Raw genomic sequence first — 18,624 nt, forward strand, 5'->3', positions numbered from 1 at the left:
ATGTTGATCAAGAACGCTCGCATCGTGACGCGAGATGAAGTATTCACCGGCACGGTACGGATCGAGAACGGCACGATCCGCGACCTCGAACGCGGCACGACGTCCGCCCCTGAAGCTGAAGACTGGAACGGCGACTATCTGCTGCCTGGTCTGATCGAGCTGCATACGGACAATCTCGAGAAGCACCTCGCGCCCCGTCCGGGCGTGCAATGGAACACCGACGCCGCGTTCGTGATCCACGACGCGCAGGTCGCCGCGGCCGGTATCACGACGGTGTTCGACGCACTCGTGATTGGCTCGCGCCCAGGTGCCGAAATCCGCGGACGCGATGTGCAGACTCAATGTGCGCAGGCGCTGAGCCGCTTTTCCGGACGCGACCTGCTGCGAGCCGAACACTTCCTGCATCTGCGCTGCGAGATTGCGACTGCCGATGTCGTCGAGGTATTCGAATCGCTGTGCGACCATCCGCTGCTGCGCCTCGCCTCGGTGATGGATCACACGCCGGGCCAGCGCCAGTGGCACAACCGCGACCAGTGGCGCCGCTTCCAGGAACGCGACGGTAAATGGACCGACGAGCAGGCCGCAACGTTGCTCGGCGAACTCGCGAACGACCAGCAACGCTTCGCCGATGCACACCGCCGCGAAATCGTCGCGCGCTGCGCGGCGCTTGGCCTGCCGGTGGCAAGCCATGACGACACCCTCGTCGAGCACGTCGAACAGGCGGCCGCCGAAGGCATCGTGCTCGCCGAATTCCCCACCACGCGCATCGCGGCCGAAGCCGCGCACGCACACGGCATCGCGACGATCATGGGCGCACCGAACATCGTGCGCGGCGGCTCGCACTCGGGCAACGTGTCCGCACTCGAACTCGCGAAGTCGGAACTGCTCGACATCCTGTCGTCTGATTACGTGCCGTCGAGCCTGCTCACCGCAGCCTTCGAACTCGTCGACAAGGCCGGCTGGACCTTGCCGCGCGCCATCGCGACGGTATCCGCGGAACCGGCTCGCACGGCCGGTCTGCACGACCGCGGCATGATCGCACCTGGCCTGCGCGCGGATTTCGTGCGGGTCACGATGCTCGATACGCTGCCGGTGCCGCGCGCGACTTACCGTGCGGGCGCACGCATCGTCTGACGCAACATTCGGGCGAACTGGCAGCGCCCACACCGCACGCAGTGCCTGTGGCCAGGTTACGTTCAGCTTACGGAAAACCGGCTTTCGTTGCGGCGCACCACGCAATTAGAGCCCGATTCCCCCACCATCCGGTGTTTCACCGACTCCAGGCGCATTTTGAACTGGTAAGCTTGGCGCGCGCTGCCGGCCGCCGGTCGGCGGCCTTAAACCAAGCCCGGTCCTCGCGCCGGGCAATGTCGCGCAGCGGCACAAGCGCATGCGCGACCACCTGACCACTCCGAGGAGTAAAAACAGTGAAAAAACTGCTAGCGGCTTTGACGGTTGCCCTGCTCGCCACCGTCTCGATCGGCGCACACGCGAAAGACTGGACCACGATCCGCTTCGGCGTCGACGCCAGCTACCCGCCGTTTGAATCGAAGGGCTCGGACGGCAAGCTCGTCGGTTTCGATATCGATCTCGGCAACGAAATCTGCAAGCGCCTGGCGGCAAAGTGCGTGTGGGTGGAAAACGACTTTGACGGCATGATCCCCGCGCTGAAGGCGAAGAAGTTCGACGGCGTGCTGTCGTCGATGTCGATCACGCCGCAACGCGCCGAACAGATCGGCTTCTCGGCGAAGCTGTTCAACACGCCGACGCGCCTCGTCGCCAAGAAAGGTTCGGGCATCCTGCCGACCGCCGATTCGCTGAAGGGCAAGTCGGTTGGTGTCGAACAGGGCACGATCCAGGAAACGTTTGCGAAGGCTTACTGGGAACCGAAGGGCACGAAGGTCGTGCCGTATCAGAACCAGGATCAGGTCTATGCCGACTTGCTGTCGGGCCGTCTTGACGCCACGCTGCAAGACGCCGTGCAAGCCGACATCGGCTTCCTGAAGACGCCGCGCGGTGCTGGCTTCGAATTCGTCGGCAAGGATCTCGACGATCCGAAGACGCTTGGCACGGGCGCCGGCGTTGGCCTGCGCAAGGAAGACACGGATCTGAAGGCGAAGATGGACAAGGCAATCGCCGACATGATCAAGGACGGTACGTACAAGAAGCTCGAACAGAAGTACTTCACGTTCGACGTGTACGGCAGCTGATCCTTTGACCGGCGCGGTCCTCCGCGCCGTGCAGGCAAACCGGACGGGCTCCGCTACACGCGGGGCCCGTTTCGTTTTGGCGCCGTGATCCGGCGATGTGCAGATCGGTCGCACGCCGTCCATCGGCGGGATCGGCTAAGATCGTTCCGTTCCGCATGCGCGGAACGGCCACCGTGCCGCTGCTTTCCATTTCTGTAACCGCTCATTTGTGCGGCCCGCTGTCAGCGCCGCGCACCCGATACCATGCAAACCCAGAACCATCCGCTGATTTCCCCGACGCTCGGCACCGCACGCCAACTGACGAGCTTCCACTACGGTCCCGGCGGCGGACAGAAGATCTACATCCAGTCGTCGCTGCACGCCGACGAACTGCCTGGCATGCTGGTCTCCTGGGCGCTACGCCGCAAACTCGCCGCGCTCGAAAGCGCCGGCAAACTGCAAGGCGAAGTGATCGTCGTGCCCGTCGCCAATTCGATCGGCCTGAACCAGCATTTCCTCGGGCATATGATGGGTCGCTTCGAATCGAACTCCGCGACGAACTTCAACCGCAACTTCTACGATCTGTCCGCACTGGTGCTGCCGGTCATCGAAGAACGGCTATCCGCCGACATCGACCGCAACCGCACCGCCATCCGTGCCGCGATGCGCGAAGCGCTCGACGCGCAGAAGCCCGTCAACGAACTCGAATCGCAACGCCTCGCGCTGCAGCGCCTGTCGTACGACGCCGACGTCGTGCTCGACCTGCACTGTGACTGGGACGCGGCGATGCACATCTACACCAACCCGGACCTGTGGCCCGAAGTCGAGCCGCTCGCGCGCTACGTCGAGGCGAAGGCGTCGCTGCTGGCGCTGAACTCGGTGGGCAATCCGTTCGATGAGATCCACAGCTTCTGCTGGTCCGATCTGCGCAACCGCTTCGGCAACCGCTTCCCGATTCCGAACGGTTCGATCTCCGTGACCGTGGAACTGCGCGGCCAGGCCGACGTTTCGTACGAGTTCGCCGAACACGATGCGCAGGCGATCATCGAATACCTGACGCATCGCGGGGTCGTCGCCGGAACAGCCGCGCCGCAGCCTGCGCTCGAATTCGCCGCGACGCCGCTTGCGGGCACCGAGCCGATCGTTGCGCCGGTCAGCGGCGTGGTGGTGTTTCGCAGCGAAGTGGGCCGCTGGGTCGAGGCCGGCCAGCCGATCGCCGATATCGTCGATCCGCTCACCGACACCGTCGTCACGCTGCCGTGTACGGTGGCCGGCGTGCTGTACGCGCGGCATCTGTCGCGCTTCGCCACGGCCGGCATGGAAGTGGCCCGCGTTGCGGGAGCCAAGGCGTTTCGCACTGGCTCGCTGCTGTCGCAGTAACTGCAGCGTCAGAACGCCGGCACGATCGCGCCTTTGAACTCCGAATCGATGTAGCGGCGCACCTCATCCGATTCATACGCCGCGACGAGCTTCTTCACCCAGGGCTTGCCGCGGTCTGCGGCGCGCACGGCGATCAGGTTCGCGTACGGGCCCTTCAGGTCCTCGATGGCGATGGCGTCGCGGGTCGGCTGCAGGCCGGCCTTCACGGCATAGTCGGTATTGATCGATGCGGCGTCGAGGTCGTCGAGTGCACGCGGCAACTGCGCGGCATCGAGTTCCACCAGCCGGATCTTCTTCGGATTCTCTGCGACGTCGAGCGGTGTCGCGTTCACGCCGTTCGTACCGGCGCCCGCCTTCAGCTTGATCACACCGTACTTCTGCAGCAGCAATAGCGCTCGGTTGCCGTTCGACGGATCGTTCTGGATGCCCACCTTCGCGCCCTCAGGCAAATCCTTCAGCGACTTGATTTTCTTCGAATAGAAGCCCATCGGCGACGTATAGGTCAGACCGACATTGACGATCTTGTAACCGCGCTGGCGGATCTGGCTGTCGAGAAACGGCTGATGCTGGAAACCGTTCGCATCGAGATCGCCGGCGTCGAGCGCGGCGTTCGGCTGGACGTAGTCGTTGAACTCGATGACCTTCACGTTCAGCCCTTCGCGCGCCGCGACCTTCGTCACGACCGACCAGATCTGCGCGTCCGGACCGCTCATCGTGCCGACTTTCAGGGTTGGGTCGGCGGCATGCGCGGCTGTAACCGCAAAAGAGGCGGTAAGCACCGTGCCCGCGGCGGTAAGAAAAAGACGTCCAAGGATGGTTCTGCGCTGCATGCGGCCCCCGTTATGGCTCGATATGAATGGACGCGCATCGTCGCATGCACCGCGAGCGGGCATAACCAATCGTTTCTGCTACGCATATGGGCACCAGGCTACCAAGCATATGCAGCGGGCGCTTGCGATATTTCCCCGGTTTTCGCCAGACCGATGTCGCGCCCAAACGACACATGGCGCATATAACTTACCTGTCACATTCCTTTCGCTTGTTTTCCCTTACATTTCGGCCAGTCGCCCGACCGGCCACAGAGCCTGGCGTCGCGATCGCATCCTTTCAATCGGAGAAACGCCTTGAACAAGAAAGTATTGACCACCGCTATCCTCGCTACCCTCGCGGGAACCGCGCACGCACAAAGCAGCGTGACGCTCTACGGGCTGATCGACGCGGGTATCAGCTACGTGAACAACGCCAAGGCTGGCAACAGCCACGACAAGCTCGTCAAGTTCGACGACGGCGTCGCCCAGGGCAGCCGTTGGGGCCTGCGCGGCACCGAAGACCTCGGTGGCGGCCTGAAAGCGATCTTCGTGCTCGAAAACGGCTTCAACAGCGGCAACGGCACGCTGGGCCAGGGCGGCGCAATGTTCGGCCGCCAGGCTTACGTCGGGCTGTCGAAGGACGGCGTCGGCTCGCTGACGTTCGGTCGCCAGTACTCGTTCTCGACCGACTACCTCGGCGGCAACTACTCGACCGGCGGTCAGACGGTCGCCGGTAACTACGGTTACCACATCAACGACGTCGACCAGCTCACGTCGAGCCGGATCAACAATGCGGTCAAGTACAGCAGCGCCAACTTCTCGGGCTTCACGTTCGGCGCGTTGTACGGTTTCTCGAACCAGGCAGGCGCTTTCGCCGGCGCACCGGCAAGCGGTACGTCGACGAGCCCGGTTGCAGGTTCGTCGCGCGCATACAGCGTCGGCGCGAACTACGCGAACGGCCCGTTCAGCATCGGCGCTGCGTTCACCGATATCCGCTACCCGAGCCAGTCGGCACCGGCGTTCACGACCGCGATCTCCAACGTCAGCACCGGCACGATTCGCGATCTGCGCACGTACGGCGTCGGCGGCCGTTATCTGATCGGACCGGCAACGCTGTGGGCGTTGTGGACGAACACGCGTCTCGAAGCACTGACGGGCGCGGCAACGTCGTTCAACGCATATGAAGCGGGCGGCAAGTACGCATTCACGCCGGCACTGACGGCAGGTCTCGGCTACACGTACATGCGTCTGTCGAATGCGAACCACGGCCACTTCAACCAGGTCGATGCAAGCGTCGATTACGCGCTCAGCAAGCGCACCGACGTTTACCTGCTCGGTGTCTATCAAGGCGCGTCTGGCAGCAACAAGGGCGTGGACCTGCAGGCGCAGATCGGTTCGAGCCCGACGTCGTACTTCGGTACGTCGGGTAACGGCGCGGACAATCAGGTCGCCGTGCGCGTCGGTATTCGCCACAAGTTCTGATCGTTGCGATGTGCTCATGACGGCAGCGGGCTACGCGCCTGCTGCCGCTGTCGTGAACCGGAAAACGCCCTGCGGGGCGTTTTTTGCGTTTACACGCGCTGCCGGCTTGCATGGTGCCCGGCGCATGGCACTGCGTCGTAGGGCCTCTTCCAGCGCGGGTGCCGCTTCTGTTACGCTGCGGCCTTTACACCGTCTGCATATCCGAATCGATGGAAATTCCGTTCAACGAACGCGGGGTCTCGGTGACGCGCAATGCGCTGTCCGCCGCCGGCCAGGTTTTTCAGCTGCGCGACATCCAGGATGTGCGTGTCGTCACCATCCCCAAGAACAAGGTCGTTCCGATCAGTATTTCCGTGCTGGGTTTGATCGGCGCGATTGTCGGCGGCGTGCTCGGCTCGGGCGGCGGTCTGGTGTGCGGCATCATGGTGACCGTGGTCGGCGGGCTCGCGTGGACGACTCAGGATGTCACGCACCGGTTGATGGTCGACAGCAATGGGCAAACGCGCGAAGTGCTGTCGAGCCTCGAACGCGCATTCGTCGAAAAGGTCGAGCAAACCGTGCGTGCAGCGATGTCCGAGAACGCCGCAGCGCCAAAAGTGCAAAAAGCGTTGTAATACCCACGCGGGAACATCGGGTATGCCGGGTATGCGGGCCGCCGCGTTAACACAATGTTAATACCCCGCCCGTGAGCTTTTGCAGTGGCTTGATACGCGCGGCTATAGAGTGAAGTCATCTCAACAACGCGCCGCCATCCTCGATGCCGACGCTCCCATGATGCTCCACCAGTCAGTCCTCGCTCGAGAGAGCGCCGTCCCGCGCACCTTGCGCATGCCCGATGCACAACCCACCCAGGTTTCTTTCGTCACACTCGACGTCACGGTGCCCGGCACATCGTCGGCAGATGCGCGGCGGGCGTTGCACGCTGCACTCGGCGACGATCTGCGGCTCTTTATCGTGACGATCGACAAACGCAACGAGTACACCACCTTTCGCGTCGAAGTGACCTCGCACACGCTTGACGAGGTGATCGTCGCCCTCACGCGCACGCTGTCGCAGGCGACGCTCGGCCGTGCCGCGGCTTCGGTCGAGCGGCGCCCGGCATTGCACGACGACTGACGTTCCGTACGTGTTAGTCACGCATGAACCCGCGATAAGCCGCCCGCAGCCCACTCAGCTCATGTCGAGCGGCTTCACGTGCCAGATACCGCGCGCGTACTCGCCGATCGTGCGATCCGCGGAGAATTGCCCCATACCCGCCACGTTGGCAATCGCGCTCCGTGTCCACGCATGCGGATCGCGAAAGCGCGCATCGACGTCGTTCTGGGCCTGCGCAAACGCTGCGAAATCGGCCAGCACCATGTACTGATCACCCCAGTCGACGAGCGTGTGGAAGATGTCCGCGAAACGCAGCGGGTCGTCGGGAGAAAAGAAACCGGTGCGGATCTGGTCGAGCGCGACGCGCAGTTCGGGGTTTTCCTCGTACAGCTGGCGCGGACGGTAGCCCGCCGAGCGCAGTGCATCCACTTCATCCGCGGTATGGCCGAAGATGAACATGTTCTCGCGCCCCACCGCATCGCAGATTTCGATGTTCGCACCGTCAAGCGTGCCGATGGTCAGCGCGCCGTTCAGCGCGAGCTTCATGTTGCCGGTGCCCGACGCTTCGGTACCCGCCGTCGAAATCTGTTCGGACAGATCGGCGGCCGGAATGATCAGCTCCGCGACGCTCACGCCATAGTTCGGCACGAACACCACTTTCAGCCGGTCGCCGACGAGCGGATCGTGATTGACCTTCGCGCTCACGTCGCCGATCAGGCGGATGATCGTCTTCGCCATCCGGTACGCTGACGCCGCCTTGCCCGCGAACATTACGACGCGCGGCACCCAGTCCTTCTCCGGTTCTGCACGAATCTGGTTGTAGCGGACGATCACGTGCAGCACGTTCAACAATTGCCGCTTGTACTCGTGAATCCGCTTAACTTGCAGATCGAACAGCGCATCGGGATCGACGGTTACCTTGAGTTGCTGCGCGAGGCGTTGCGTAAGCCGGATCTTGTTCTGCCGCTTGGCTTCGCGGAACGCTTCGGCAAACGAGGCATCGTCGGCCAGATCGCGCAGCTTCGCGAGTTCGAACAGATCGCTGCGCCAGTGCGTGCCGATCCGTTCGTCGATCAGCGCGGAGAGCGGCCGGCTCGCCTGCGCGAGCCAGCGTCGCGGCGTGATGCCGTTCGTCACGTTCGTGAAGCGCTCGGGGAACAGACGCGCGAAGTCGGCGAAGATGTCGCGTGTCATCAGTTGCGAATGCAGCTTCGACACACCGTTCACCTTGTGACTCGCGACAATCGCAAGATGCGCCATGCGCACGCGGCGCTGACCATACTCATCGATCAGCGAGATGCGGCGGATCATTTCCGTGTCGTGGCCCGACTGCTCGCCGACGCGCTTGAGGAACTGCGCATTGATCTCGAAGATGATTTCGAGGTGGCGCGGCAGCAGCCGCGCGAGCATCTCGACGTCCCATGTTTCGAGCGCTTCGGGCATCAGCGTGTGGTTCGTGTACGAGAACATCTGCTCAATGGACTGCCACGCCCGCTCCCACGGCACGTGATGCACATCGACGAGAAGCCGCATCAGTTCGGGAATCGCGAGCACCGGGTGCGTGTCGTTCAGATGCACGGCCACTTTTTCGTGGAAGCGGCCGAACGTGCTGTGCGTGCGCATGTAGCGGCGTATCAGATCCTGCATCGTCGCCGACACGAAGAAGTATTCCTGGCGCAACCGCAGTTCGCGACCGGCCGGTGTCGAGTCGTCGGGATACAGCAGACGTGACACGTTTTCCGACATGTTCTTCGCATCGACGGCGCGGCGGTAGTCGCCCCGATTGAACGCTGACAGATCGAGTTCTTCGGTGGCGCGCGCGGACCATAGCCGCAGCGTGTTCGTTGCGCTCGTCGCGTAGCCGGGAATCACCGTGTCGTAGGCCATCGCGTTGACGTGTTCGGTATCGATCCACTCGACATGTTCGTCGCGCTGCACCGTGCGCCCACCGAAGTGCACGAGATACTGGATCTCCGGCCGCGGAAATTCCCACGGGTTGCCGGCGCGCAGCCAGTAGTCCGGCGTCTCGACCTGTTCGCCCTTGACGATCTGTTGACGAAACATCCCGTACTCATAGCGGATGCCGTAACCGAAACCCGGAATACCAAGCGTCGCCATCGCATCGAGAAAGCACGCAGCAAGCCGTCCCAGACCGCCGTTACCGAGCGCGGCGTCGGGCTCGAGTTCGGTCAGCACGTCCATATCGACGCCGAGACTGGCGAGCGCCTCTTTCATCTGGTCGTGAATACCGAGCGCGAGCAATGCATTCGTGAACGTGCGGCCGATCAGGAATTCCATCGACAGGTAGTACACGCGCTTCACGTCCTGCTCGTATTGCAGGCGCGTGGTCTTCATCCAGCGTGCGACGAGCCGGTCGCGCACCGCAAGGGCCGCTGCATGCAACCAGTCGTGCGGGTGCGCCGTGACAGCGTCCTTACCGACGCCGTACATCATGCGATTGGAAATGGAGCGCCGTAGCGCGTCGACGGTACTGTTGAGCTGGTCGAACTCCAGGTCCACGGTTGTCATCGAAGCCTCCGGGTTGTGCGATGCGACGTGATGTGGCTGTCGACCGCTGATAAATACGCAGGGTAGGACATCTGCTGGCCTCCCGTCCTGAACGCACATACGACACTTGCTGTGCGCCTGTCGGCAATGCAATCGCCCCGCCACTGTACCGCACGATGTCGGTGCGGCCGGGTTCGATCGCGGGTCACCGGTTCCTGATGGACGCGCGGCGACGGTGCAAGGTTCCATGCGTCATCGCGTGAACTACTATGAGAGAGGAACAAGGCAGAGCCGCGACAGCATCCTGTGGCCTGCGCTTTCCCGATGGGCTATCCGCTTCGTCGCGCCGATGGAGGTCGACATGAACGCACAAACCATGCTCGGAATGATGCATGCCCAGGAACTGCTGATGGTGTCGATGATTCGCGCGCTGCCGCCCGAGACCCGGCGCCGCATCTCCGACGAGTTCCAGGATCAGGTGGAACTGGCCGAAGCGCCGCATCTGGGCGCAGGTCACGATCGTGAAACCGCCGAGGCATTCAAGGCGCACATCCGCAAACTGTCAATTTTGCTCGCGACCTGCAGTTGAATCTGGCGGGTTGGCACGGGCCGTACGCGCCATGTCCAGATTACGGACATGGTGCGGTTCGTGACAATCAGGTTACCAGGCGCTCTTCATATTTTTTTAATAACGTCGAAAATCCGCTTTTGCAGGAGCTGTGTGACAAAGTCCCTCGCGAACCAGCGTGGAAAGAAATTAATATAGAGACGCGCTCACGCGTATTGCTGCGCAAGCGCGTCCCTCATCAACAATCCTGAAGGTTTAATTTCGAGGAAATTCCCGGAGCGTGGTTTACTGGGAAATACCTACGACCGTTGTCTGGGCGAACTTGATCAGATTAGCGATCGGTACGGTAGCAGGGCCGCCTTTCGGATTACCCAGCGCGACCCAGAATGTGTACGTGACAGGGGCGATCCACGAGACATTCACCGTGTAATTGTTACCCGGATGTTCGCAATCCACCATATGAGCATTTTGCTCGCCGGCAGCGCTCACCCAAAGGCAGGCATATTCGCCAATCGGTGCCGCGCGAGATTCATCCCACGTCCAGTGTAGTGAGGTACTCCCCGTGCCATTTTTCGGAACACTGACCTGTTGGGGAGAGGCCGATACACTGCCGACCGGCGGGGGACAGTTAAAGAGGCAGAAAGGACCGCCACCCGGGTTCCAGTTGGGCGTTACGCCGCCGTAAGAACCCTTAAAATCCTGCCGTGGATAGGACTCAAGCGCCTGATTAAGCTCGGCTTGCTGTGCCGGATCCAGCTTGAAGTTTCCTTCGGTATTGTTCGCACCTGAAATGCTACTCGCGGCAACATCGCCCCCTTGAGATATCTCGGCCGCGATCGACGAACTGCTGGTTATATTAATACCGCATATCAACATCGAAACAATGAAGGCTGCACGCAGCGATTTCATAAACGATCCTTTTGGTTAAATTTTTTCACCTGAAACTGATCATCCGATCTGATTGTAATCGGACGGAATCTAGTGTACTGATCTTGTAATAAACAGAAAGTGGATATACGTCTATATTTGACAGGACCAGCGTTTATGCTGAATCGCATAAAATAATGTGCCAAATGTGATTTAAAACAATCCGCGTTTTATTCGCTCGGACAATCGCAGCCGGAGTATGTGATAGTTCAAAGCGGGGTAATGCACAATTGAGCCAATAATGAACGAGACTCTCATCGACATCGAACGATTTTCAACGATGGATGTACCAGAGCACGAGCGCTTCAATTTCTGGTCGGACGGTGGACACTGTAGTTATTCGCTGGAAAATCACGCGGGCGTGTCGTTCGACTGGAACTATGCGGGGGCGACAGTCGGTTCGCTCAGCGTGGGCGAACATACCTGGCTTCACGGCATGCATCGCCCCGCATTTACCGCGACACGCGACAGTGCGCGCATCCGGAAGGACGGACTGGATGTCTATCAGCTCACCTTCCACCTGAGCGGTGAACTATCGTTGCAAAGTGCGGCCGGATCCGGTCTCAAGCAAGCTGACGAGCTTTATCTGCTCGATTCCAGTCAGCCGTTCGACGCGAGAATTGTGGCAGGCGATATGCTGTGGCTCGCCATTCCTCGCACAGACCTGCCTTCTGAAGTAGAGAAGTTGCACGGGCGCTCGTTAGTCACGGGCACAGGTCGACTGCTCGCCGACCATATCAGGTCACTGGTTCGTAACCTGCCGCTCCTGACAACCGCCGAAATTCCGGATGTCGCTCAAGCGACCATGCGCCTGGTCAATGCCTGCGTATCTGCAACCCCCGCCGCCTTGATCGAGGCGCGACAGGAAATCGGCACGCTCCTCAGACAGCGGGTCCAATGCTATATCGATGCACACCTCTCATCGTCCGAACTGGCGCCTGGTCGAATTTGCAAAGAGATCGGTATTTCCCGGGCCAAGCTGTATCAACTCTTCGAACACACGGGCGGGATCATGCGTCAGATCCAGCGCAAACGTCTCGAACGCGTGCGAGCCATCCTCGCGAATCCCGACAGGTCGCGGGAATCGATCGCGTCCATTGCCGAGCGTCATGGGTTCGTCGACGTCAAGTATTTCAATCGGGTCTTTAAGGCCGCGTTCGGTCATACGCCAGGCGAGACGCTCGAGGCTCAATTTGATCGGGAAAATGGCTGGACGACGCGGGGATAGCACCCGTTGCGGCGTTGAGCATCGAGTTCTGAAGTTGATTGTTGCGTACCACCATTTGCACCGTCCCACGTATAGCGTCGCTGTGGCATGCTCCGCCGCCTTCTTCTGCAAGCGGGTTTAACTACCCGCCCGTGAAGGTCCGCTGCGCGATGTGTTTGTGGGCGCTTGCCGAGGCAGACAGTTAGTTGCATCTTCAGATCGCATTGCGGACAACACATCGCGCCGCTGCCTGCAGGATTTCTCCGGCTCTGCAACAATCGCGAGGTTCGCCGTGAAGCGGCCCGCGTTGTCAGCGCATCGAAAGCATACGGCCCGAGATATCCCTGCATCTCCTTGCGATTGCCCGGCCCGCTGCGCTTTCGCAACCCCGATACACCCGCTACGCAACCCCGACGAGTCCCACCTTGTCCGACCCCACCACCGCCTCCGGCAATCCCCGCACCTTCGACGAACCGATGTCCGCGAGCAGTCGTCGCGCGATGGCCGCAATCATGCTCGCCGTCGCCCTCGCGACACTCGATACCGCGATCGCCAATACGGCGCTGCCCACCATCGCCGGCGATCTGCATGCGGCGCCGGCCGCGTCGGTCTGGATCATCAACGCGTATCAACTCGCGATGGTCGCGACGCTGTTGCCGCTTGCGGCACTCGGCGACATCGTCGGACACCGGCGCATTTATATCGCCGGCATCGCACTCTTCACGCTGGCATCGCTCGCGTGTTCGCTTGCGGACACCCTGCCGCTACTCGCCGCCGCGCGCGTGCTGCAAGGACTCGGCGCGAGCGCGATCATGAGCGTCAACACGGCGCTGATCCGTTTTCTCTATCCGCCGCATCGGCTCGGCCGCGGCGTGGGTCTGAATGCGTTGATCGTCGGAGTATCGTTTGCTGTGGGTCCGACTGTGGCATCGCTGATTCTGTCGGTGGCGACATGGCCGTGGCTCTTCGCAGTCAACGTGCCGCTCGGTGTGCTCGCACTCGCCTTCGCGCTGCCCGCGCTGCCGCACACGACGCGCGGCACGCATCATTTCGATCGCGTCGCGGCGCTGCTCAACGTGATCACGTTTGCCGCGTTGATCTTCGCGCTCGGCGAAGCGGCCCAGCGTGCCCCGGCGCATGTCGTGCTGATCGCGGCAGCGGTCGCGATCGTCTTCGGCTTGTTGCTGATGCGTCGCGAAGCCGGTCATCCCGCGCCGATGCTGCCCGTCGATCTGTTCAAGCTGCCTGTGTTCGCGCTATCGGCGGTGACTGCGGTCTGTTCGTTTGCGACGCAAGGTCTCGCGTTCGTCTCGCTGCCGTTCTATTTCGAAGATGTCCTGCATCGCAGCCAGGTGGAAACCGGCTTCCTGATGACGCCGTGGCCAGTCGTCGTGGCGCTGGCCGCGCCCATCGCCGGGCGGCTGTCGGATCGCTATCCGCCGGGTTTGCTCGGTGCAATCGGACTCGCGGTGCTGTGTGGCGGGATGGTGTCGCTGGCATCGCTGCCGCCGCATCCGCATGTGCTCGACATCGCAATACGGATGTCGATCTGCGGCGCGGGTTTTGGTTTCTTCCAGTCGCCGAACCTGAAAGCGTTGATGGCGAGTGCGCCGCCAGAACGTAGCGGCGGCGCTAGCGGCATCATCGCGACAGCGCGTCTGCTTGGGCAAACCACCGGTGCTGCGCTGGTCGCATTGAGCTTCAGCATCGCAGGACGGCATGGTCCGACGCTGGCACTTTCCGCGGGCGCGGTTTTCGCCGGGGCGGCGAGCATCGCGAGCGGCTTGCGGCTGTTTGCGCCGTCGCATCGCGCGGGCACAGTGCCAAAGACATCGCGCAGCTAATTGCGCTGCGCGAACCCCACGTGAAGTACTAAACGTGAAGAAGCATCAGCGCGCGAAGTAGCCTCTGACAGCAGCGACGAACGTATCGATGTCGGCACGCGACACATCCTTATGCGTGACGAAACGCGACGTGTACAGCATCGTCACAAGGATGCCGCGCTCCTTGAGCCACGCCTGGAGCGGTACGCAGTCTTGCTGCGGCAGTTGCACGAACACCATGTTGGTCGCGTGCGACTGCACCTTCACCTGATCGATCTGCGCGAGCCCTGCGGCAAGATGCGCGGCGTTCTCGTGATCTTCCGCAAGCCGTTCGATATTGTGTTCGAGCGCATACAGACACGCCGCGGCCAGCACACCGGCCTGGCGCATTCCACCGCCCAGCACCTTGCGCCAGCGATGCGCACTCTCGAGCAGCGCCTTGCTGCCGACCAGCACCGAGCCCACCGGCGCGCCGAGCCCCTTCGAAAAACAGATCGACACTGAATCGAACGGTGCGCACAACGCGGACACCGGCCGGCCCGATGCGACCGCGGCATTGCAGACCCGCGCCCCGTCGAGGTGCGCGGACAACCCGTGCTGACGCGCGAGCTGCACAGCCTCGTCGACATAACCCGCCAGCAACACCTTCCCACCGATCGTATTTTCGAGGGCGAGCAACCGTGTGCGTGCGAAGTGGTCGTCGATCGGTTTGATCGCGGCGGTGATCTTGTCGAGCGGCAGCGAACCGTCGAGCGCGTTTTCGATCGGCTGCGGCTGGATGCTGCCAAGCACCGCCGCGCCGCCGCCTTCGTATTTGTACGTGTGCGCGGCCTGCCCGCAGATGTACTCGTCGCCGCGCGCGCAATGCGCGATCAGCGCCGCCAGATTGCTCTGCGTGCCGCTCGGGAAGAACAGGCCCGCTTCCTTGCCCGCGCGTTCCGCAACCGCCGCCTGCAGGCGCAGCACGGTCGGATCATCGCCGAGCACGTCGTCGCCGACTTCGGCGGTGGCCATCGCGGCGAGCATCGATTGAGAGGGGCGAGTAACGGTATCGCTGCGCAGGTCGATCATCAGGTGTTCCTGTGGGAGTGGGCGCGCGGCGTGCGCGCATCGTCATGTATCGCGATGCGAGCAGGCCGCTAGGAAGTCGAAAAGAGGCACAAGGGGAAAGTGTATGCGATACGCAAATGCGGCGCCCGACGCTGCGGCGGCGTCGGTGCATGACTTGATGGGCGACGGCGCACTACCGCCGACAGACAGACTCGTTTGCGCCAGTCGTCCACTAGCCACCCGCTAAGCACGCGGCACGTCGATCGGCCACACTGTCCGACCACCGACGGACGGGCTCGTCACCGCCCGTCCACCGCACATCCCGAACATCCGTTAGCCGCCCGCCTTCGGCAGCCACGCCAGCGGATCGACCGGATGACCATCGCGCCGCACTTCGAACTGGATCGACGCGACGCCGCGTGCATCGACGCCAACCTCGCCGATCGGCTGTCCTTGCGTGACCACGTCGCCTTCCTTCACGAGCAGCTGGCTGTTCTGTCCATACGCGGTGATCACGGTCGCATCGTGCTTGATGATGACGAGCGGCCCGTACGCCGGAATCCCGGTGCCCGCATACACCACGCGGCCGCCGGCCGCAGCCTTCACCTGATCACCTGGCTTGCCGCCGATCACGATGCCATTGTTCTTGCCGGCTACGAACGACCGCAGGATCGGGCCGCGCAACGGCCATGAGAGGTGCACGGTCGACGCCTCGGCGGTACCCGAACCCGCCGCTGACCCGGGCGTCGCACCCGGCGCTGCGTACGGCGTGCCATATGCGCCTGGCGCCGGCGGCGCAACCCGCAGCACCTGGCCGACGATCAGCACTGCGTTCGTGGGCAACACGTTCCAGCTGGCGATGTCCTGCGGCCGCTGGCCGAACGCGGAGGCCACGCTCGCCACGGTATCGCCGGAATTGACGCGGTAGTAGCCGGCGGGCACCGCCGCCGTGCTCGACGATGTCGGGCCGCCTGTGGCACCGGGTTCGCTGGGCCAGGGAGTGAGCGTACAGCCGCCGACGGCGGCCGCAATTGAAAGGGCAATCAGGAACTGCGTGCGTGTCTGCAGCGGTTTTCCAGTCATCTTGTGATCCTCGACACGTGGGTCAATCGACGTTCAATCGTCAGTTTTCCAGGGTGTGAAGCAAAAACCGATATGTGTTGCCGTCGTCGTTCGATCGGCATCCGCTCGATGCGTTCCGGGTCAAGCGAACCGAAACGGATCCCGCCGATACCGCCCACCACGACGATTGCGGGTCGTGCACGCCGCGTACTGAAACCCATGCGGCATACGACCTGCCCGGCGCACTGCGGCGTGCCACAAGGGCCTCCCGCCCCTGCAGCCGCCGCCGGCAGCGCGAAAACCAGGCCCTCACCTGGTTGCGCGCTCCCCATTATAGGGCTGCTTTCTTTACAAACCGCGGTGCGAACCGCGCTGGAAGCCGCTCTGCGGGCAACCGGCCAATTTTATCGGAGCATTGATTCCACGAAACGCTCGCCTATACTGGTCCTTGCTGCCATACGTCCAGCAGGCGAGCCTGTCGCCGCGATGTCCCGTCCTTGAGGAGTACGACGATGAACAAAGCTACGTTTCTGGCCGTGCAGCTGAATGTCGAGGACGTCACCGCGTCGCCGGGCCTCGTCGAACTGTTGAATGCCCACCTCGTTTTTTCCGCGGATGTCGCCGAGGCGGCCGATGCGCTGGTCCAGCTGGCCAGTGTGACCCGACTCACGGGCGGCACCGAGGCGACCGTCGAAATATCCGCTCTGGCGATCGAAAAACTCCGCGACGCGCTCGATACGCTGAGCAGCTACGACGAATCGTGGCTGTTCGCGCTCGAACCGAGCCGCGCGCTGTTCAACGACCTCTCGAATCGCCGCCGCACCCTGCACTGATTCGCGCGACAACGAAGACGCGGGCCGCTGCCCGCTGCGCCACGCACCGCATACCGGCTCGATGCCGGGCTTGAACGCCGCCAGGCCAAGAATTTCGAGGGCACGTCACTTAGAGGAACTGCGATGAAAAATCTCCTGAACCGGCGTAGCGGATTGCTCGCCAACGGCACAGCTCACCTGGTCCCGGTCACGCGGGAAGACGCGCCAGTCGCTGCCGATGAAGAGGCCACCGGAGCCACCCGAGCGACCGTGCATCTGCCCGCGACAAGCGAGACCGTCCGGCCCGTGACGACGCTGCGGCCGGTTCCGGTGGTGCCGTCGCAGGTAAATGGCCGCGCGGTGCTGATGGCCGACAGTGCCGAAGTCGAATGGCTCGCTTCCGAAGAAGCGCTCCAGCCGTTCAGGGTGTTTCGCAGCTTCGACTATTCGGTCAGCCTGCTGTTTCATGCGAAAGAGCTGACCTACTACATCGCGCTGTACCAGGACAATTCGCTGTGGCGCGCATTGAAGACCGTCGAACTCGAGACCGCCGAGTCGGTGTTCCATCACTTCGAAGAGCAGGCCGCGCGCCTCGCGGATGGGGAAACGCGGCGGGCCCAGCTCGAAGCGCAGAACGAACAGCTCGCGCGCGCGATCGCGCAGTCGGAGCAGCAGGCGGAGCGGCTGCGCAACGATCTGCAGCGCGGCAGTGCGCAGGAGCAGACCGTGTCGAACCGGCAGCATCAGATACGCAAGGAAGTCGCGCAGCTCGAAGCGCAGCGGGTTGCCGCGCAGGCACAACTGAACAAGGCGCATCGGCAGATCCATCAGCTCAATCTGACGAATAACGAGGTGTTGCCGCATTTGCCCTCTAACCGCTGAGCCACGCTTCCCGGCTATCGCACACGGATATCGGGTATAGCGCAATCAGGCACGCCAGACGCAAAAACGGCGCCGCCCGGTGAGTCCCGGGCGGCGCCGTTTTCGCGTTTGCTGCTTCGTCTCGTCGGCGCTGACCAGTGCATGGCTGCCAGCGCGGGCGTTACGTTTGCTGCCCGATTTCTTTGCTTGCTGCTTCGTCTCGTCGGCGTTGGCCGTTGCATGGCTGCCAGCGCGGGCGTTACGTTTGCTGCTTAATTTCGTGCCTGCTGCTTCGTTTCGTCGGCGCTGGCCATTGCATGGCTGCCAGCGCGGACGTTACGTTTGTTGCCTGAGCGCGGCGCTCGACTGTGATGCGTAAGCGCGCTGCTCAGTGGTCAATTTAGTGACCGAAGTACACCGACGACGGACCAGTAGCCGGAGCCGGAATCACCGAGCGGACACCCGCTTGCGACGAACCGTTGCTCGCAGCACCGTAGCCGCTCGTGTCAGCTTGCGCGACGGCGCTTTGTTCGTCGACGCGGCGTTGTGCTGCCTGGATGTTGTTCGGGTAGTCGGTCTGGTCGCCGACAGGGTTGTAACCTGCCTTTTCCAGTTGGACCAGTTGGGCGCGCACTTCTGCACGGGTCAGCGGTTGGTTCGATTGAGCGAACGATGCAACCGGAGCGGCAAGAAGGGTGGCCACGACGAGAGCGGGGAACAGGGATTTCATGATTAACCTCCAGACTTTAGTTAGTTCGCTTCGACTCGTGTCTTAAGCGATTGATTGCAGTCTAGGCAAATCGAACGCTAGGGAAAACCCCAGATTCATTGATTCTCTGTTCCCCGATTTG

Annotated in this window: 17 protein-coding genes; 11 read left to right on the forward strand and 6 right to left on the reverse strand. The window is 62.4% G+C overall.

The features are described 5' to 3' along the window. The 3 genes from BWP39_RS24700 (at position 1) to BWP39_RS24710 (ending at position 3,569) form a co-directional block, all read left to right on the forward strand. A complete protein-coding gene (locus tag BWP39_RS24700; RefSeq protein ID WP_096724896.1) occupies positions 1-1,134 on the forward strand; it encodes an alpha-D-ribose 1-methylphosphonate 5-triphosphate diphosphatase in 1,134 nt (377 codons plus the stop codon). A gap of 293 nt (positions 1,135-1,427) precedes the next feature. Next, the gene (locus BWP39_RS24705) at positions 1,428-2,210 is read left to right on the forward strand and encodes an ABC transporter substrate-binding protein (protein WP_096724897.1); all 783 of its coding nucleotides are present in this window, start codon (positions 1,428-1,430) and stop codon (positions 2,208-2,210) included. 243 nt (positions 2,211-2,453) lie between these two features. Then, positions 2,454-3,569: a M14 family metallopeptidase gene (locus BWP39_RS24710; protein ID WP_096724898.1), complete on the forward strand. Its 1,116-nt coding sequence runs from the start codon at positions 2,454-2,456 to the stop codon at positions 3,567-3,569. Between the two features lie 8 nt (positions 3,570-3,577). Here BWP39_RS24710 and BWP39_RS24715 read toward each other — a convergent pair whose 3' ends face one another. Continuing rightward, positions 3,578-4,399 carry a MetQ/NlpA family ABC transporter substrate-binding protein gene (locus BWP39_RS24715; protein WP_096724899.1) on the reverse strand — a complete coding sequence of 274 codons (822 nt, stop codon included), beginning with the start codon at positions 4,397-4,399 and terminating at the stop codon, positions 3,578-3,580. A gap of 294 nt (positions 4,400-4,693) precedes the next feature. Between BWP39_RS24715 and BWP39_RS24720 the strand changes: the two genes are divergently transcribed. From BWP39_RS24720 to BWP39_RS24730, 3 genes are all read left to right on the forward strand, one after another. After that, positions 4,694-5,860, forward strand: a complete 1,167-nt coding sequence (locus BWP39_RS24720) for a porin (protein ID WP_096724900.1) — start codon at positions 4,694-4,696, stop codon at positions 5,858-5,860. A gap of 209 nt (positions 5,861-6,069) precedes the next feature. Next, a complete protein-coding gene (locus tag BWP39_RS24725; RefSeq protein WP_096724901.1) occupies positions 6,070-6,474 on the forward strand; it encodes a DUF6232 family protein in 405 nt (134 codons plus the stop codon). A 214-nt stretch (positions 6,475-6,688) separates the two neighbouring features. Further along, complete coding sequence (locus BWP39_RS24730; RefSeq protein ID WP_207557081.1) at positions 6,689-6,976, forward strand: hypothetical protein; 288 nt, start codon at positions 6,689-6,691, stop codon at positions 6,974-6,976. 54 nt (positions 6,977-7,030) lie between these two features. Here BWP39_RS24730 and BWP39_RS24735 read toward each other — a convergent pair whose 3' ends face one another. Next, positions 7,031-9,484 carry a glycogen/starch/alpha-glucan phosphorylase gene (locus BWP39_RS24735; protein ID WP_096724902.1) on the reverse strand — a complete coding sequence of 818 codons (2,454 nt, stop codon included), beginning with the start codon at positions 9,482-9,484 and terminating at the stop codon, positions 7,031-7,033. Between the two features lie 340 nt (positions 9,485-9,824). Between BWP39_RS24735 and BWP39_RS24740 the strand changes: the two genes are divergently transcribed. After that, entirely contained in the window at positions 9,825-10,052 is a 228-nt protein-coding gene (locus tag BWP39_RS24740) for a hypothetical protein (RefSeq protein WP_096726153.1), read from the forward strand. Positions 10,053-10,316: 264 nt separating this feature from the next. Here BWP39_RS24740 and BWP39_RS31575 read toward each other — a convergent pair whose 3' ends face one another. Beyond that, a complete protein-coding gene (locus BWP39_RS31575; protein WP_133116927.1) occupies positions 10,317-10,940 on the reverse strand; it encodes a hypothetical protein in 624 nt (207 codons plus the stop codon). Positions 10,941-11,199: 259 nt separating this feature from the next. On the opposite strand from BWP39_RS31575, the gene BWP39_RS24745 reads away from it, so the two are divergent. Both BWP39_RS24745 and BWP39_RS24750 read left to right on the forward strand, forming a co-directional pair. After that, entirely contained in the window at positions 11,200-12,186 is a 987-nt protein-coding gene (locus BWP39_RS24745) for a helix-turn-helix domain-containing protein (RefSeq protein ID WP_096724903.1), read from the forward strand. A gap of 455 nt (positions 12,187-12,641) precedes the next feature. Then, positions 12,642-14,009 (forward strand): MFS transporter, encoded by a 1,368-nt coding sequence (locus BWP39_RS24750; RefSeq protein WP_096724904.1) that lies wholly within the window; start codon positions 12,642-12,644, stop codon positions 14,007-14,009. 45 nt (positions 14,010-14,054) lie between these two features. Here BWP39_RS24750 and ltaE read toward each other — a convergent pair whose 3' ends face one another. Both ltaE and BWP39_RS24760 read right to left on the reverse strand, forming a co-directional pair. Beyond that, entirely contained in the window at positions 14,055-15,059 is a 1,005-nt protein-coding gene (gene ltaE, locus BWP39_RS24755) for a low-specificity L-threonine aldolase (protein ID WP_096724905.1), read from the reverse strand. A gap of 312 nt (positions 15,060-15,371) precedes the next feature. Continuing rightward, positions 15,372-16,121, reverse strand: coding sequence for a peptidoglycan DD-metalloendopeptidase family protein (locus BWP39_RS24760; protein ID WP_096724906.1), 750 nt, complete (start codon positions 16,119-16,121; stop codon positions 15,372-15,374). A gap of 491 nt (positions 16,122-16,612) precedes the next feature. On the opposite strand from BWP39_RS24760, the gene BWP39_RS24765 reads away from it, so the two are divergent. Together BWP39_RS24765 and BWP39_RS24770 are read left to right on the forward strand one after the other, a co-directional pair. Beyond that, a complete protein-coding gene (locus BWP39_RS24765; RefSeq protein ID WP_096724907.1) occupies positions 16,613-16,933 on the forward strand; it encodes a hypothetical protein in 321 nt (106 codons plus the stop codon). Between the two features lie 123 nt (positions 16,934-17,056). Continuing rightward, the gene (locus tag BWP39_RS24770) at positions 17,057-17,794 is read left to right on the forward strand and encodes a DUF2968 domain-containing protein (RefSeq protein WP_096724908.1); all 738 of its coding nucleotides are present in this window, start codon (positions 17,057-17,059) and stop codon (positions 17,792-17,794) included. Positions 17,795-18,173: 379 nt separating this feature from the next. Here BWP39_RS24770 and BWP39_RS24775 read toward each other — a convergent pair whose 3' ends face one another. Next, positions 18,174-18,503 (reverse strand): DUF4148 domain-containing protein, encoded by a 330-nt coding sequence (locus tag BWP39_RS24775; protein WP_096724909.1) that lies wholly within the window; start codon positions 18,501-18,503, stop codon positions 18,174-18,176. Positions 18,504-18,624: the final 121 nt, after the last annotated feature.

Source organism: Paraburkholderia acidicola (genome assembly GCF_002362315.1).
Taxonomy (GTDB): domain Bacteria; phylum Pseudomonadota; class Gammaproteobacteria; order Burkholderiales; family Burkholderiaceae; genus Paraburkholderia; species Paraburkholderia acidicola.